Source organism: Rhizobium lentis, from assembly GCF_017352135.1.
GTDB classification, from domain to species: Bacteria; Pseudomonadota; Alphaproteobacteria; order Rhizobiales; family Rhizobiaceae; genus Rhizobium; species Rhizobium lentis.
Window position 1 is genome coordinate 522,543 of sequence record NZ_CP071455.1, and the last position, 15,138, is coordinate 537,680.

A 15,138-nucleotide genomic window follows, 5' to 3' on the forward strand; every position below is an offset into this window, starting at 1 on the left:
AGGCGTTTTGAAAAGGACATCTGCTGGCTCGGAATCAACAGGTTGGCGTCCCCGTCTCCGACGGGCGCGCAACCTCGCTGCAGGATACCCCCGCCGCCTTTCGACGGCAGGGGCAGGGAGGAGCTGGTTACTTCGCAGCCTGGATGGAGCTGATCAGCGCAGACACGGCATCCTTGGACGACATGTCCGAGTTGATGTGCTGAGTCACGACGTCGAAGATCGCGCGCTGGATCGACGCGGGCTCCGCGTGGCCGTGAGCAAGCGACCCCATCAGCGTGCCGGCCTTCTCGGCCGTCTTCAGGTCGGCCATGGATTTCTGAGCGCAGGCATCGAACTTGTCACCCGGCACGTCGGAACGCGCTGGGATCGATCCTTTCACGAGATTAAAGGCTTGCTGAAATTCAGGCGACATGACGCTCGATGCAAGTTTGGTCTGTGCATCGACCTTGTCGGCACCAACCGGGAACATCGCGAGAAAGTCCGTGTTGAAAAGGAACGAGCCCTCGGTTCCTGGCGCGGTAACGCAGAGGATATCTACGCCCGGTTTCATGCCGGCCTTGACGATTTCGCCCTTGGCCCAGTCACCCATGAGCTGCATTGCTGCATCGCCCTTAAGGACCATTCCAGTTGCAAGGTTCCAGTCGCGGCCGGAAAAATTCGGATCGACATAACCGCGGATCTTGCGCATTTGATCGAAGACCTTGACCATTGTGTCCGAGCCAAGCGCGGTCTCGTCCAGCTCGATGATCGCTTTCTTGTAGAACTCCGGCCCGCCGAGCCCCAGAACCACGTCGTCAAAAATCGTCGTGTCCTGCCAAGGCTGTCCGCCATGCGCCAGCGGCGTAATTCCCTTGGCTTTGAGCTTTTCCGCAACCGCGTTGAACTCGTCCCAGGTTTTCGGTGGCTCCAGCCCGTTGTCCTTGAAAACTTTAGCGTTGATCCAGAGCCAGTTGGGCCGATGTATGTTAACCGGAACGGCCTGCCACTTCCCATCATGAACAGCGAACTGCTTGATCTGATCCGGGACGACCTTGTCCCATCCCTCTTTTTGGGCAACAGAGGTCAAGTCGCCGAGAAGACCCTGCTCGGACCACTCGTTAACGGCCATTCCGAGCAGCTGAGCAGCCGTCGGGGGATTGCCGGCGGCGACTCGCGCTTTGAGAGTGGTTGTTGCAGCTTCACCGCCGCCTCCGGCGACCGGCATATCCTGCCAACTGACGCCCTTCTTCTGCAGATCGTCCTTGAGGACGCCCACAGCTGCAGCCTCTCCGCCCGATGTCCACCAGTGCAACACCTCGACGCTTTCAGCCGCAAACGCATGGCCGCTGACCGAGGCGCTCAGTGCAGCCGTCAGGGCCGTTATTTTGAACGATAAACGCATGTAGTCCTCCTCCAGCCAAACCGGCACCATGCCGGATCTCAGACAAACGACACTCCTCTAGTTTGTTTCGATTGAAAACAAACATACTAGGGTTTATGAGTCAAGGGAGTTTGTTGTGGAGTCGAACAATGCTCGTTGGGATTACGTTTCTGCTGATATTTCAGCTCTTTGGCGAAGTCATCGCCTATTACCTCCATGGCCTCGTACCCGGGCCAGTTATAGGCATGGCTTTGATATTTGGCGCGCTGACAGCATCGAAGAGAACTCCGATCGGCAAGCTGATGCAACCGACCGTCTCCACATCCCATGCCCTATTGGCAAATTTTGGAGCCCTGTTTGTTCCAGCCGGCGTTGGAATCATCCAGCATTTGGACCTCCTTGCCGAAAGAGGCCTGACGCTTTTCGTGACGATATCCGTCTCAACAGTTGCGACGCTGATCGTCACCGTGTGGTGCTATCTGGCGATCAAGCGGCTGATTGGGGGGACAAGCCATGGATGAAGGCTTGTGGGTTTACCTTGCAGCGTCCCCGCTCTCTTGGCTTTCCGTAACGCTGTTTGTCTGGATAATCGCGCTCAAGATCGCAAGGGCGCTTCCCGCCAATCCTCTTGTCAATCCGGTTCTGCTGTCGGTCGTGACGATCGCATGCCTGCTTTCTGTCTTTCACATTAGATACCAGACCTATTTCGCCGGCGCGCAGTTCATTCATTTTCTGCTAGGGCCAGCGACTGTGGCGCTCGGTATACCGCTTTATGAAAAGCTTCATCTGGTCAGGGCCAATCTTATTCCGATGGTCGTGGCGCTGTTTGCCGGAAGCCTGACGGCGGTGACTTCCACGATTTATTTGGGCCGCTTCTTCGGCTTCGATCAGACGGTCATCGCTTCTCTCGCTCCAAAATCTGTCACGGCGGCGGTCGCCATGGCTATCTCGTCTGGTTTGCACGGCGATCCTGCCTTGACCGCCGCCGTCGTCATTATGGCCGGCATTACTGGCGCCGTCGTTGTGACCCCGCTGATGAACGCGATGAAGATTCGCGATTACAGTGCGAGAGGGTTCGCCGTAGGGCTTGCATCGCACGGAATTGGCACCGCTCGTGCCTATTCGGTTGACCCGGTGGCGGGTCTTTTCTCAGGACTCGCCATGGGCTTGAATGCGCTCGTCACTTCCTTGATTGTACACCTCTTTTTGTGAGTCTGATTTAATTGGAGGACACCAATGTCCATGCCGCGCGCCGTAAGGCACATTAACGAGGTCAGGGCGCTGGATGTTGTTTTTCGCCATGGCCGCATTAGCCGGGCGAATATCGCCAAAGAGCTCGGCATGGTTCGCTCGACGGCAAGCAGCATCGTTGCCAGCCTGGCCGATGAAGGATTGCTGGTGGAAGACGACTCACAGGATGACAAAAGTGCCGGCACGGGCAGGCCCGGGACGTTTGTTCGCATCAATCCAAACTATGGGATGTTCATAGGCGCAGATATCGGCGTCGGTCGCATGAACGTCGTCGCTCTCGACATGGAGGCGTCGGTCATTGCGCAGTCGACGGCGGACTTCAGCCTCCTGGAGGCAAGCCCCGACGTCGTGGTGCAGAGGTTGGCGGATGTCGTTGAGAATATCAGGCAACGGCTCGGCAATGAATATCGCATCCGCGGCCTATGCCTGACCGCCCCGGGTGTTATAGATCGCAATGGCACGGTTTTGCGCGCTCCCATTTTGGGATGGCGGCAAGAACCGATCCTGGAGCGATTACAGCAGCGCCTGCCCGAAATTCCTCTGCTGATTGCTGAAAACGATGCAAACGCCTTCGCAATTGCCGAGATCTACCAGTCCAAGGACGAGCGCGGCGAGACCGAGATCTACATCTATCTGGACGCCGGTGTCGGCGGGGCGATTGTGAATTCCGGTCAGCTTCTCCGTGGACAGGATGGCTATGCCGGCGAGCTTGGCCACATCATTCTGGGTGACGAGGGCTTCGTTGAACTGGCAACCGTTTCGGGATCGTTCGAGAGCTTCATCGGGCGCGAAGCTGTGCTTGCGCGCTATCGCTTTCACGGTGGCTCAGCAGATGACATTCAAGCATTCATGGAAGCCGCCAGGCGACAGGAAAAAAGCGCTCTTTCGACACTTAAGGATTGGTCGTTTTATCTCGGAAGAGGAGTTGCGACCCTGACAAGTATTTTCAATCCCACGCGTATTGTACTCGGCGGACCGGTCGCCGCCCTTTTCGACCTTTGCCGTGAAGAGACGCTCGAGAAAGTGGCGCGCAATCTCCTCGACGGGCATCCGATCCCGGAAATAAAGCTCTCGTCGCTCGGCCTCGAAGGCCCCGCGATCGGGGGCGCATCAATGCTGCACAAGCAGATGTTGTCTGTAGACGAAAACCTTGTCTTCCGCCGCCCGAAAATGGAGGCTGGACGCGCTCAATGATTAGAATGACATAAGCCCAAGGCCCCGTTGACGAGCCTCGGTTTGATGCGTTCGTAACTCTCAAACTGGTGGTGGTCGACCTTCATCCGCCGCTTATGCGTCTCGGTAATGATGCAGACCTGACAACCTGCCGCGGTTGCGGCGGCAATCCCCACTTCGGCATCCTCGAAGACAAGGCAACGCGCGGGTTCGACCGAGAGGCGCTCGGCGGCCAGAATGAAGCAATCAGGCGCCGGCTTTCCCCGCTGTACGTCCTCGGCTGTTACGAGTACCGCTGGTGTCGGCAATCCGGCCGCCTCAATCCGTCTTTTGGCCAGTGCGGAAGGCGCAGAGGTCACGACGGCCCATCGGTGAGATGGGAGGCTGCTCAAAAAATGCTGTGCACCGCCGATTGCAATCACACCGTTGATTTCATCGATTTCCGCCTGTGTTATGGCGGCAGCCTCGGCCTGCGGATCGACATCCGGGAGGCCGAGGGAAGAGATTGTTTCGAAGGCCCTGCGCCCATGGATCGTGGGTAGAAACACTTCTGGATCAAGCCCGAACTTCCAAGCCCAAGCGCCCCAAACCCGTTCAGCAGCGGCAATAGAGTTGAGGATCGTTCCGTCCATGTCAAAAAGGAAGGCGTCGAAAGAAGAGGCGAAAAGATCGGGCAAGATGACACCTGACGTTGGATTGCCGCGTGGATTCCGATTTATTCGGGCGCAATGACACCTTTGCGCAGAATGACACTGCCATAGAAGCGTCGCTCTCCAGTGACCACGACCGTATGGGCGGCGCGGACGCGGTCCTTGAATTCATCCGGCTCGACTGCAGTGAGTTCGATCGCCCTGCCCTGCGTTTTCTCTAGGCCGGCACTGTAATCTTCGAAAACGGGCAGGATCTTGGCAGCATCGCCTTCAGCGATCATACGCCATGCCACATGCGGTTCCTGCTCTTCCAGCGGAAAGATCTTGAGGATTGCTTCCAGCGCCCGTGGCCCGGAAACGCCGTCGAGACGGATGAGGCGCTCGTCGCCGGCATCGCATGGGAAGTTCGCATCGACGATAGCAATATCGTGCCGATGCCCCATCACTCGAAGAGCGTAAAGCAGTTCCGGAGAGAGAATTGGGTCGATTAGCTTCAGCATCTGCTTCCTCCACTGGCTGGCTATTTGCGTTTGTATTATACAAATACAAATATGGAGTCAAACCCGTTTGGCGTTCCGCGTCGAATTAAACGGCAGGCAGTTCGGGAAGGTCGAAGAGGCTCTCGCGAAGAAGAGCGGCAGCGCCAATGGCAGCTCCATCCCCACCGAACCGGGCAACGGAGATAGGGGGGACGTTGAAGCCGTGGACGAGGTTTTCAGAGAGGAGGCTCTCGACGCGCTCTGCCACCTTTGGGTAAAGGACGGCGAGTGGCCCACCCAGCACGATCGTTTTCGGGTCGAGAATATGAATGAGGTTAAGGATGCCGGTTGCCAGTCCCAAGGCCCATTCATGAAGAGCCTGGTCGAGAGCCGGAGATCCTTCCCGGGTCACGAGTTTGGCAAGACCTTCCGGGATTGGGACACCATTCTCGATGAAGGGCAGAAATCTTTGGTAGCCAGCGAGGATTTCGAACGTGTGCGTGGCCGCCATTTGAGGCCGCCCACCCATCACCATGTGCCCGACTTCCCCTCCAAGTCCGTGTGCGCCCTCGACGACCCGCCCCTGCCGCAAATGCGCGCTGCCAATACCCTGCGCGAGCAATAACAGCAGTACGTCGCTCAGATCGCTTTCCGACGAGTCGGCGGCGACCGCGCTTGCAAGAGCCACTGCGTCATTGCAAATTTGAAGCGGCAGCGAGGGCTTCATCGCTTCCGACATGGCTGAAACGACGTCGACGTCTCGCCAGCTCAACCATGGCGCGGAGATGATTTTCCCGTCGCGCACGATACCCGGCGCGGAAATACAGACCCCGCGCACCCTCGATGCCCGGACCTTTGATACGTCAACCAGTTCCTTCGGCAAGGCGGCGAGCAATTCGATCACCCGCTTCGGCTCGTGATAGCGGTCGGCAATCGACACGATCCGCTTGGCAACCACGCGCATCGAAAAGTCGATCAGAACCGCGTTGATCTCTGCCGAGGAAATATCGAGACCGATAAAGTAGGCGCCTGCCGGATTGAGCGATACGAGAGCCCCGGGGCGCCCGGCTCCATTGGCCTCGGCGCTTTCGTTGAGGTCGATAACGAGATTTTCTGCAAGAAGCTGCTTTATCGAATTGCCGACGGTCGCGCGCGTCACGTTCAGTTCGCGCGCAATATCTGCGCGCGACAGAGGAACGTCTCTGCGCAGGACGCGCAGACAACGCACGGCATTCATGTGTCTCAAGACACTGTTCGTCGTCAAGTTTCCTCCCACTGACAGCATTGTCGATCAGGAGCTGTTGTCAGGCACCGGCAATGCACTCGAATCATTGCTTGAAATACACCTCCACGCACTATCAGATGGCAGCGTGCAGGCAAAGGTTTGAGAGAAGGACATCGTCATGCAATCGACCATCCCCCGTCCACCAACAGGTTGGCGCCAGTCACAAGGGATGCGGCAGGGGATGCGAGGTAGACCACGGCTCCGACAACGTCATCGGTATCACCGATCCGCCCGAGCGGGATATGGCCCACGGTACGTGCATAAAAATCCGGATCGGCAAGGACCGGGCGGGTCGAATCCGTCCATATGAAGGTGGGCGAGACCGTATTGACCGTAATGCCATATTGCGCCCACTCGGCCGCCAGGCATCTGCTCAAGTGGTTGATAGCCGCCTTGCTCATGCAATACAGGGCTTCACCGCGAAGCGTGACGGTCCCGGCCTGTGAACTGATGTTGATGATGCGACCGCTCTTGCGCTCGATCATATGGCGGGCAACCGTTTGCGTGACGAGGAAGGTGCCTTTGATGTTAACATCGAGGATCTGGTCAAGCGCCTTTTCGTCGACGAGTTCCGCGAGGTTTCCCGGCGCCACGCCGACGTTATTGACCAACACGTCGATTTTTCCGAATGCCGCGACAGCTTCGGCAACCGCTTCGGCGATTTGACCGCTGTTTGAGATGTCCATCGTGACGGCGAGAGCGCGTCGGCCAGTGGTCTTCAGTTCCACAACGAGATCGGCAACCGCCTCCACGCTTCGCACGCCGATGACCACATCGGCCCCGGCGGCGGCGCAGGCGAGTGCGATCCCGCGACCTATGCCACGCGCCGCGCCCGTTACGAGGGCAACCTTCCCGTCGAGACTGAAGTTTGGTGCTTTGACTGTCATATTTCTTTCCATTCTCGGGTTGGTATGCCTCATGCCGTCGCGGCAAGGCGAGCCGGCTTGCGGCCAAGGATGATCATTTCGAGCGCGTCGTCCTGTGTCAGGTCTCGCGTCGGATAGGAACCGACAACGCGTCCGGATTTCATCACGGTGATCCGGTCCGACAGCGCGAAGACATCGTGCATGTCATGGCTGATGAGGAAAATACCCAAACCCTGCTTTTTGAGTTCCTCAATCAAGATGCCGACGTTTTTCGTTTCCTCGGGTCCAAGGGCGGCGGTGGGTTCATCCATGATGAGAATGCGCGCGTTGAAGTGAAGTGCGCGTGCGATCGCCACCGCTTGCCTTTGACCACCTGACATGGATCGGACGGACGCGTTCAGAGAAGGTATCCTCAACCGCATGCGCTCTATCGTCTTTCGTGCCCCATGCTCCATCGCTTCCGTGTCGAGGAAACCGAAGCGGTCGGTCTGCTCCCGACCGAGGAAAAGGTTAGAGACCGCATCGAGATTATCGGCGAGCGCCAACGTCTGATGGATCGTCTCGATCCCCAGTTCCTGTGCATCGTGGGGGGACCGGATATCAACGGTTTCGCCGTCGATCAGGATCTCGCCGCTGTCTGCGGGAAAGACTCCCGACAGCATCTTGATGAAGGTGGATTTGCCAGCACCATTATGGCCGAGTAGCGCGACGACTTCGCCCGGCATGAGCGATACACTGACATTCTCGACTGCGTGAACGCCGCCAAATGCCATGTTGACGTTTCTGGCTTCGAGCAACGGAGTCGTCATGATGGCCTCCTTTCGCGCCACATTGTATCAATCCAGACGGCGAGTACGAGAACGCCCGCAAGCACCATGCTCTGCAGCGGGCTCGCAACTCCCATCAGGACCATCGCGCTTTGAAGACTTTGCATGATCAAGGCGCCAATGCAGCCACCAAGAATTGTACCGGCTCCTCCGGCAAGCGACGTCCCACCGATCACTGCGGCCGCGATCACATAGAGCTCCATCATCGTGCCCGCTCCGCTCGCTGCGGCGTTCAGTCGGGCCGTAAGAACGATCGAGGCCAATCCAGACAGGAACCCCATCAGAACGAAGACTTTCAGGACGACGCGTTGGGTATTGATGCCCGTCAACCGCGCGCTGAGTGGATCGCCGCCGACGGCGAACACGTGGCGTCCAAACCTGTGCTTTTTGGCGATGACCGTCATAAGCATCGTCACCGCGATCAGGATGAGAACGGGAACGGCCAATCCCATCGACTCTGTCGTTCCAGGCCGATAGTAGCTGTTCATGACTGCCACTAGACCGAATGCGCAAACGCACCATAGTGCCGCCGGAACAATGTCGGATGCCGTTAATGCATTCTGTATGCCAAGCGACTTTTTGCGCTGGTACCTGCGAACAAGGTTGAAGACGACATAGGCGGTGACCGCGCCGGCCGCAGCCCAGCTCAGGGTGGCTCCAAGAACTCCGTTCTGTCCCCCGCCGAGATTCTGGAACGTCGAGCTCAGGGGGGCGATCGTGGTGCCATCGTTCAATTCATAAGCAGCATTGCGCAGGAATAGCAGGCCACCCAGCGTAACGACGAACGAGGGTATGCGCGCGTAGGCGACAAGCGCGCCCTGGATCAAACCGATCACCATACCGCCCGACAGCATGACGAGGCAGGAGATCCACCAGGCGTGCGGGCTGTCGGGGAGCCAGCTGCTTTGCACGAGACCACCGAGGACCCCGAGAAAACCGACCTGAGATCCGACCGAGAGGTCGATGTGTCGCGTCACGATGACCAGGATCATGCCCGACGCCATGATGGCCACGACCGAGACCTGCAACGAGAGATTGAACAGGTTTCGAGGCGACAGGAATACGCCGTTGGTAAGGATGTTTGCGCAAAGCCATATCAAAGCAAGGACGGACACCATCGCCACAAGGCGAGTGTCGCGGCCCCCTCCCCCGACCGCTTGTAGCAGTCGGGGGAAAAGCTTCGTCGAGCTGGACGCAGGTTGAAGAATAGATGTCATGACAGAACTCCAGCTGGAACTGTTTATTCGCAGGCTTTTGGCGGGTTCTTCGTCACACCTTTGCAAAGCACGTCCTTCGAGATCCAGCCGGCTTTGACCACGAGGTCGAGGTTGTCGCGCGTAATGGCGATGGGATCGAGAATTATTGCGGGCTGCGAAGCGCCGGTTGATGTCTTGCCAGGCTTTACGCCCGTCACCCCATCAATTTTTGTGCCCTTGATGATTTCGACGGCAGCATTCGCCGCGACCGTTCCAAGTGCGTTCGCGTCCTTCCAGACGGTCATCGTCTGGTCACCTTTGGCGATGCGATTGAGGACGTTCTTGTCGCCGTCCTGCCCGGAGATTGCAACCTTGCCCAGGAGATCCTGGCTCGCGAGTGCCGCTGCCACGCCGTTAGCAATGCTGTCGTTCATCGCAAGCACTGCATCGACCTTGTTGTTCGTCGCTGTCAGGACCTGTTCCATGAGCGACTGCGCAACGTCCGGCTTCCACTGCTCAACGTTCTGCTGGGCAACGATTTTGATATCGCCTCTGTCGATTGCGGACTGGATCGCCTGCATCTGACCGCTCTTGAAAACCTGCTGGATCGTCTGGGCAGGGTCTCCGTCCATCGCAACGTAGTTGCCCTTTGGCACAGCTTTCAGGAGAGCCTCGCCCATGACACGGCCGACAGCTACGTTGTCGAAGCTTGTATAGAGGACGTCGCCGGTGTCGATCGGAGCATCGTAGGCAATGACGGCGATGTTGCTGCGCTTGGCCTCGTCGATAACAGGAATGATGGCCTTGGCATCCTGGGCTACGACGACAAGCACCTTAACGCCACGAGCAATCAGGCTTTCAATGTCTCCTGCTTGTTTCTGCGGGTCGCCCTGCGCATCGATGCCGACATAGGAGACGCCGGCCTTTTCGAGCACGGACTTCATTGCGGCTTCGTCGATCTTCCAGCGTTCGTCCTGGAAATAGCGCCAGCTGACACCGACAGAGTCCTGAGCAGCGGCAACCCCCGACATCAGCGCAACGGCTGCGACGGCGCTAGCGAGCATCTTCGAAATCTTTGACATTCATTCCTCCCTAATGGAAACCTGCTGGCCAAGCCCATGCTCAAGCCGCGATAGCGCCCCTCCAGTGCTATTTGTATTTGTTTAAAGCAGATACATATTAGAGTCAATCACCATTCGGGCCGGAGCCGCAACTGGGCCATGTTGAGCCATCACAGAAAACTTCAACTAAGAGGGCTTGAAGTATGGGAAGTGCCGGACTGCCCGACTTGAGAGATAGGTGACGTTTCGTACCGGAGACATGGGTAACACTTTTCCCTTTTTGGCGGGAGGTGTTGATGCCGTGGAAAGAGACTTCGGTGATGGAGGAACGTCTACGATTTGTCGCCCGGCTATCGGGACGGCCGCCTCGTGACCTCTGCGGGCGTGACGGCGGGTATCGATCTCGCGCTGGCTCTGGTCAGGGAGACGCACGGAAACGACGTAGCGCTCGCTGTCGCGAAGCGGCTGGTCGTAGTCGCACAGCGTCAGGGCGGCCAGTCTCAGTTCAGCCCGTACCTTATCGCGCCTGCCGATCCGACGTCGCCTATCGCCAGGATCCAGCAGCATGTGATGGACCATCTGCGCGAACGCCACACGCTTGAGTCTCTGGGAAACCTTGTCGGAATGAGCGCACGCAGCCTTGCTCGACACTTCGTGCAGGCCACAGGCTGCACCCCGCATGAGTTCGTGGAGCGGGCAAGAGTAGATGCCGCGAGGAACCTGCTCGAGGGTAGCGATCTTCAGCTGAAGACGGTGGCCTACGACTGCGGATTTGGCACGGCCGACAGGCTGCGGGCCGTCTCCACGCAACGGCTCGCGGTCACTCCAGCTCAGTATCGCGCAAGCTTTCGGAACACGCGGTGATTGGGTGGCCACACCTAAAGCCGCGACCGTTCGGCCAGCTCCAGAAGCCGGCGGCAGGCCTCGCGGAGATTTCTCTGGGGAGCACTCGCGACGCCCAGAAGCAGCCCCGGCTGAGCGCTTGCTGACGACGCGAACCACGTCGAAAGCGGTGCTGGAAACAGACCGAATGGGAGAGCCTCGCTGACCACGGCGACGTCCGAAATGTCGTCCCGCAGCTTGAGCAGGACCGCGAGACCCGGTGTCGAAACATCAACGACGCAATCGGAGCTTGGAAGGGCAGCAAGCACGGCCTGCTGTCGCGAGGCATAGAGACGCTTCATGCGGCGTATGTGCCTCAGATAGTGGCCCTCCCTGATGAACTCTGCGACAGCCATCTGCACTGCGGGACCAGGCGCCGGCATGAGACAGGCGGCCGTCTCCGCGAACAACGGCACCAGTGCAGGGGGTACGATGACGAAGCCGAGCCTGAGCGCCGGGCTAATGGTCTTGCTGAAAGAGCCGATGTGGATGACACGCCCTGCACGATCCAGCGAGGCAAGAGCGGGGGCTGCCCTGCCTGTCAGCTGCAGTTCGCTCAGGTAGTCGTCTTCCACAATCCATGCACCATTCGCCGCTGCCCAGTCGAGCAGAAGCAGACGGCGTCCCAGGGACAAGGTATGGCCCAGAGGTGCCTGCTGTCCCGGCGTGACAACCGCGAGCTTGGCGCCGGAGCATGAGCGCATACCGTGTTCCACGTCGATGCCCTGCGCATCGACCGGGATCGGTGCGACTGAGAGACCGGCCAGTTCGACGCCTCTTCTCGACCAGGGAAAGCTAGGTTCCTCCAGCCAAGCGGGATGTCCGGCCAGCTTTAGGGCGCCGAGTGCAAGCCCCAGACCTGCAGCATATCCATTGGTCACTATCACCTGGTCCGGCGAACAGTTCATGCCACGGGCTATGGCCAGAAAGGAGGCGATCTCGCGTCTCAACTCTAGCTCCCCACGCGGATCCGGGTAGAGCAGCGGCGCGCTCGCACCGGCTCGCACGGCCTGGCCATACAGACGGGCAAACAATGTTGCGGGAAAGACGTCGGTCGCAGGGACGCCCATTTGGAAGAACGCGGGTCCCTGCGTCATTTCCAGATACATTTGCATGAACGCACCTGGATCTACCCGCGTCTGCATATCCGCAACGGAACCTGGCCGCTGCGCCACGCGGGTGCCCGCCGCCCTTGAAGCCTCGATCAGCTGCGCTGCAGCAAGCCTGTCATAGGCGGCCCGGACGGTTCCGCGCGCAACCCCAAGCTCGGCCGAAAGATCCTGCCAGGAAGGCAGGCGCGCTCCCTGTTCCAGGACGCCGTCCTCGATCGCCTTCCTGATTCCGGAGTGAATCTGTTCCGAGAGCGATGTCGATGCGGAGCGGTCGATGGAAAGGCTAAGCTTAGTCCCCATGGGTTCATGATACACTGTTTCTGCATGTTCTTGGTTCTTTTTTTTATGCCACGGCAGCGGCATCTTCAGGCCATCGAAAGGAGCACACTCATGAAGATGAAGAACCTGTTGCCCGTCGCCGTCGCGGCAATGTCCTGGATCATGGCGTCGCAGGCATCGGCGCATGATCCGCGGTCCGAGACGGTCACCCCCAGGCTCCGGGAAGCCATCCCCAACGTACCGGGTAAGTCGCTTGTCGCAGTCGAAGTCGACTACGAGCCCGGTGCGGCTTCTAAGCCGCATACCCATGCCAAGTCGGCCTTCATCTATGCCTACGTCCTTTCCGGCCGGGTCGAGTCGAAGGTCAACGACGGCCCGGCTCGTATCTACAAGGTCGGAGAAGGCTGGTCGGAGCCACCTGGCGCTGTCCATTCCATCAGCCGCAACGCGAGCCAGACGGAGCCAGCCAGGCTGCTTGCTATCTTCGTCACCGATACCTCCGAAACGAAACTCACTTTCCCCGTAAAGCAGAACTAAGGATAACCGACATGACACAGAGGCTTGATTACAACCAGGTCGCACCGAATGGCGCGAAGGCACTTGGCGGGGTGTATGGCTACGTCAGCCAGAGCGGCCTGCCGGGAGAACTCGTCGACCTCGTCTATCTCCGCGTATCGCAGATCAACAACTGCGCCTACTGCCTCGACATGCACACCCGCGAACTTATCAAGCGGGCCGTCAAAACTGAAAAGTTGGCCCTCCTGCAGGCCTGGCAAGAAGGCGGCAACCTCTTCTCCGAGACCGAGCGTGCGGCTCTGGCATGGGCGGAGAGCGTGACCCTGGTTGCGCAGACCGGCGTGCCCGACAGCGCCTATCAGGCGGCGCGGAAGGTCTTCGACGAGAAGCAGCTTGTCGACCTCACTATCGCGATCAGCCTGATGAACAGCTATAATCGCATGGCCATCAGCTTCCGCAACACGCCCCAGGCAGTGCGCTAAATCGGCTTAAGGCCGACCCCAACCAACACCAATGGAGCATGCCATGATCCCGCTGGAGATAGCCGGCATACGCATTCCCGACAGCAAGCTCGCAAGGGATGTAACCCAGCTCATACGCGACACAGAAAGCGAGCTGCTCTTTCGCCACTCGTGTCGCGTCTACTTCTGGGGAGCCATCGGCGGGACAAACAAGGGGCTCGTCTACGATCCCGAACTGCTCTACGTCGCCTCCATGTTCCATGACCTCGGATTGACGGCGCAGTTCGCAGACAGCCGCCTTCGCTTTGAAGTGGATGGGGCAAATGCCGCGCGCGACTTCCTGCGCGCGCGCGGCATCTCGGAAGGCGACATCGAAACGGTGTGGAACGCGGTTGCCTTGCACACAACGCCTGGCATACCGGAGTTCATGCGTGCGGAAATTGCGCTGCTCCAGGCTGGAGCCGGGATGGACGTCGCCGGCCGAGGATTCGAGCATTACGATGAGGCAGACCGGAACGCGGTCGTCGCTGCGTTTCCTCGTGAAGCCGATTTCAAGGACGGGGTCATCGACGCGTTCTACCAAGGCATGAAGCATAGACCGGAAACCACCTTCGGAACCTTCAACGATGATTTCCTGGCCGCAAGGGATCCGCAGTTCCAGCGGGTGAACATGTGCTCGGTCATCTGCCACTCGCACTGGGAACACTGAAATCTTCCCGGAGTGTCAGGCAAGAGCGTCAGCGCGCACCAGCGACGTCCCGCGCCCGCGGAACATCTGCGGGATCCCGATGGGAGGCAGACGTCTGGGCGGCTCGCGTCAGGCGCTCGCCGGCGCTTCGAAGAACGGCCAGACAGGAACCTCCTCACTCACCGCATGAACCATCTGCGGCGACGATACAACAAGCGCACCGTCAGGCGTGTCCCTCGAGCGGTTCGCCAACAACATGACATTCTATCATGACAGGTACGGACATGACTGAACGAACTTTCCTGGTGACTGGTGCAAGCAAGGGCATCGGTCGCGCACTATCACATCGCCTCGCCGCCGCAGGCCATCAGGTGGTCGGCATCGCCCGTGGAAAGGATCCTGACTTCCCTGGCGCCTTGGTCTCGCTCGATCTCAACGATACGCAGGCTTCGGAGGAAGCTCTCAGGGAATTGGCGCAACTCTATTCCTTCGACGGCGTCGTCAACAATGTCGGATTGGCAAGGCTCCACGCAGTCGGAGAAATCGATCTTCATGATCTGGAGGACATGCTTCGTGTCAACCTTCACCCCACGATCCAGACCGTCCAGGCTCTCTTACCAGTGATGAAGGCAAAAGGCTGGGGCCGGATCGTGAACGTCAGTAGCATGGTGACGACCGGCACACCGCTCAGGAGCGGATATGCAGCAGCGAAGGCTGCGGTAAACAGCCTCACACGGACATGGGCGATGGAGCTCGCCAGCAGCGGCATAACCGTTAATGCCGTTGCGCCGGGTCCGGCCGAAACTGAAATGTTCCGCCGCAACACCCCGGCCCGGAGCGCAGCCGAGGCACGGTTCCTCTCGACGATCCCAATGGGCCGCCTTGGCAGACCGGAAGAAATCGCAGCCGCCATAGCCTTCCTTCTGTCCGAGGATGCTGGCTTCATCACTGGCCAAATCCTGTTCGTTGATGGTGGTGGGTCGGTCGGTAGAAGCGCGGCATAAATATCCCACAGGAAAGTCTGGTTCCATGTGGGGGAGCTGGGCATGGAG

16 protein-coding genes and 1 pseudogene are annotated in these 15,138 nt (G+C 59.0%); 8 read left to right on the forward strand and 9 right to left on the reverse strand.

Going from position 1 to position 15,138, the window contains the following annotated elements:
- Positions 1-127: 127 nt before the first annotated feature.
- On the reverse strand, positions 128-1,381 hold the full coding sequence (locus J0663_RS24585) for an ABC transporter substrate-binding protein (protein ID WP_207244643.1): 1,254 nt from the start codon (positions 1,379-1,381) through the stop codon (positions 128-130).
- A 128-nt stretch (positions 1,382-1,509) separates the two neighbouring features.
- Here J0663_RS24585 and J0663_RS24590 point away from each other — a divergent pair, with 128 nt between their 5' ends.
- Genes J0663_RS24590 through J0663_RS24600 form a run of 3 tightly spaced genes read left to right on the forward strand, consistent with a single transcriptional unit; the run spans position 1,510 to position 3,805 of the window.
- Entirely contained in the window at positions 1,510-1,881 is a 372-nt protein-coding gene (locus J0663_RS24590; RefSeq protein WP_207244644.1) for a CidA/LrgA family protein, read from the forward strand.
- The gene (locus tag J0663_RS24595) at positions 1,874-2,572 is read left to right on the forward strand and encodes an LrgB family protein (protein WP_207244645.1); all 699 of its coding nucleotides are present in this window, start codon (positions 1,874-1,876) and stop codon (positions 2,570-2,572) included. The genes J0663_RS24590 and J0663_RS24595 overlap by 8 nt, the downstream gene beginning before the upstream one ends.
- Before the next feature lie 24 nt (positions 2,573-2,596).
- Positions 2,597-3,805 (forward strand): ROK family transcriptional regulator, encoded by a 1,209-nt coding sequence (locus tag J0663_RS24600; protein ID WP_207244646.1) that lies wholly within the window; start codon positions 2,597-2,599, stop codon positions 3,803-3,805.
- Here the strand turns inward: J0663_RS24600 and J0663_RS24605 are convergent.
- From J0663_RS24605 to J0663_RS24635, 7 genes are all read right to left on the reverse strand, one after another.
- Positions 3,799-4,461 (reverse strand): HAD-IA family hydrolase, encoded by a 663-nt coding sequence (locus J0663_RS24605; RefSeq protein ID WP_259666079.1) that lies wholly within the window; start codon positions 4,459-4,461, stop codon positions 3,799-3,801. The two genes, J0663_RS24600 and J0663_RS24605, sit on opposite strands and share 7 nt — an antisense overlap.
- Before the next feature lie 38 nt (positions 4,462-4,499).
- Positions 4,500-4,934 carry an RbsD/FucU family protein gene (locus tag J0663_RS24610; protein ID WP_207244647.1) on the reverse strand — a complete coding sequence of 145 codons (435 nt, stop codon included), beginning with the start codon at positions 4,932-4,934 and terminating at the stop codon, positions 4,500-4,502.
- An 85-nt stretch (positions 4,935-5,019) separates the two neighbouring features.
- Positions 5,020-6,177 (reverse strand): ROK family transcriptional regulator, encoded by a 1,158-nt coding sequence (locus J0663_RS24615; RefSeq protein ID WP_207244648.1) that lies wholly within the window; start codon positions 6,175-6,177, stop codon positions 5,020-5,022.
- A gap of 137 nt (positions 6,178-6,314) precedes the next feature.
- Positions 6,315-7,085 (reverse strand): SDR family NAD(P)-dependent oxidoreductase, encoded by a 771-nt coding sequence (locus J0663_RS24620; RefSeq protein WP_207245489.1) that lies wholly within the window; start codon positions 7,083-7,085, stop codon positions 6,315-6,317.
- A 29-nt stretch (positions 7,086-7,114) separates the two neighbouring features.
- Positions 7,115-7,873 (reverse strand): ATP-binding cassette domain-containing protein, encoded by a 759-nt coding sequence (locus J0663_RS24625; RefSeq protein ID WP_207244649.1) that lies wholly within the window; start codon positions 7,871-7,873, stop codon positions 7,115-7,117.
- Positions 7,870-9,108 (reverse strand): sugar ABC transporter permease, encoded by a 1,239-nt coding sequence (locus J0663_RS24630; protein WP_207244650.1) that lies wholly within the window; start codon positions 9,106-9,108, stop codon positions 7,870-7,872. Before J0663_RS24630 ends, J0663_RS24625 begins: the two co-directional genes overlap by 4 nt.
- A gap of 23 nt (positions 9,109-9,131) precedes the next feature.
- Positions 9,132-10,169 carry a substrate-binding domain-containing protein gene (locus tag J0663_RS24635; RefSeq protein ID WP_207244651.1) on the reverse strand — a complete coding sequence of 346 codons (1,038 nt, stop codon included), beginning with the start codon at positions 10,167-10,169 and terminating at the stop codon, positions 9,132-9,134.
- A 333-nt stretch (positions 10,170-10,502) separates the two neighbouring features.
- Here J0663_RS24635 and J0663_RS24640 point away from each other — a divergent pair.
- Positions 10,503-11,012: pseudogene (locus tag J0663_RS24640) on the forward strand (GlxA family transcriptional regulator); the annotation flags it as partial.
- 14 nt (positions 11,013-11,026) lie between these two features.
- Here J0663_RS24640 and pdxR read toward each other — a convergent pair.
- On the reverse strand, positions 11,027-12,442 hold the full coding sequence (pdxR, locus tag J0663_RS24645; protein WP_207245490.1) for a MocR-like pyridoxine biosynthesis transcription factor PdxR: 1,416 nt from the start codon (positions 12,440-12,442) through the stop codon (positions 11,027-11,029).
- Between the two features lie 90 nt (positions 12,443-12,532).
- Between pdxR and J0663_RS24650 the strand changes: the two genes are divergently transcribed.
- From J0663_RS24650 to J0663_RS24665, 4 genes are all read left to right on the forward strand, one after another.
- Positions 12,533-12,958, forward strand: coding sequence for a cupin domain-containing protein (locus J0663_RS24650; RefSeq protein WP_183705514.1), 426 nt, complete (start codon positions 12,533-12,535; stop codon positions 12,956-12,958).
- An 11-nt stretch (positions 12,959-12,969) separates the two neighbouring features.
- Positions 12,970-13,419 carry a carboxymuconolactone decarboxylase family protein gene (locus tag J0663_RS24655; RefSeq protein ID WP_207244652.1) on the forward strand — a complete coding sequence of 150 codons (450 nt, stop codon included), beginning with the start codon at positions 12,970-12,972 and terminating at the stop codon, positions 13,417-13,419.
- Between the two features lie 43 nt (positions 13,420-13,462).
- Complete coding sequence (locus J0663_RS24660) at positions 13,463-14,107, forward strand: HD domain-containing protein (RefSeq protein ID WP_207244653.1); 645 nt, start codon at positions 13,463-13,465, stop codon at positions 14,105-14,107.
- 263 nt (positions 14,108-14,370) lie between these two features.
- A complete protein-coding gene (locus J0663_RS24665; protein ID WP_207244654.1) occupies positions 14,371-15,090 on the forward strand; it encodes an SDR family oxidoreductase in 720 nt (239 codons plus the stop codon).
- Positions 15,091-15,138 lie beyond the last annotated feature (48 nt).

Excerpts from the sequence above, each read along its gene's own strand:
- J0663_RS24610 (WP_207244647.1), bottom strand. The coding sequence starts at position 4,934 with ATGCTGAAGCTAATCGACCCAATTCTCTCTCCGGAACTGCTTTACGCT.
- J0663_RS24590 (WP_207244644.1), top strand. The coding sequence starts at position 1,510 with ATGCTCGTTGGGATTACGTTTCTGCTGATATTTCAGCTCTTTGGCGAA.
- J0663_RS24595 (WP_207244645.1), top strand. The coding sequence starts at position 1,874 with ATGGATGAAGGCTTGTGGGTTTACCTTGCAGCGTCCCCGCTCTCTTGG.
- J0663_RS24635 (WP_207244651.1), bottom strand. The coding sequence starts at position 10,169 with ATGTCAAAGATTTCGAAGATGCTCGCTAGCGCCGTCGCAGCCGTTGCG.
- J0663_RS24585 (WP_207244643.1), bottom strand. The coding sequence starts at position 1,381 with ATGCGTTTATCGTTCAAAATAACGGCCCTGACGGCTGCACTGAGCGCC.
- J0663_RS24630 (WP_207244650.1), bottom strand. The coding sequence starts at position 9,108 with ATGACATCTATTCTTCAACCTGCGTCCAGCTCGACGAAGCTTTTCCCC.
- J0663_RS24650 (WP_183705514.1), top strand. The coding sequence starts at position 12,533 with ATGAAGATGAAGAACCTGTTGCCCGTCGCCGTCGCGGCAATGTCCTGG.
- pdxR (WP_207245490.1), bottom strand. The coding sequence starts at position 12,442 with ATGGGGACTAAGCTTAGCCTTTCCATCGACCGCTCCGCATCGACATCG.
- J0663_RS24625 (WP_207244649.1), bottom strand. The coding sequence starts at position 7,873 with ATGACGACTCCGTTGCTCGAAGCCAGAAACGTCAACATGGCATTTGGC.
- J0663_RS24600 (WP_207244646.1), top strand. The coding sequence starts at position 2,597 with ATGTCCATGCCGCGCGCCGTAAGGCACATTAACGAGGTCAGGGCGCTG.
- J0663_RS24655 (WP_207244652.1), top strand. The coding sequence starts at position 12,970 with ATGACACAGAGGCTTGATTACAACCAGGTCGCACCGAATGGCGCGAAG.
- J0663_RS24620 (WP_207245489.1), bottom strand. The coding sequence starts at position 7,085 with ATGACAGTCAAAGCACCAAACTTCAGTCTCGACGGGAAGGTTGCCCTC.
- J0663_RS24660 (WP_207244653.1), top strand. The coding sequence starts at position 13,463 with ATGATCCCGCTGGAGATAGCCGGCATACGCATTCCCGACAGCAAGCTC.
- J0663_RS24665 (WP_207244654.1), top strand. The coding sequence starts at position 14,371 with ATGACTGAACGAACTTTCCTGGTGACTGGTGCAAGCAAGGGCATCGGT.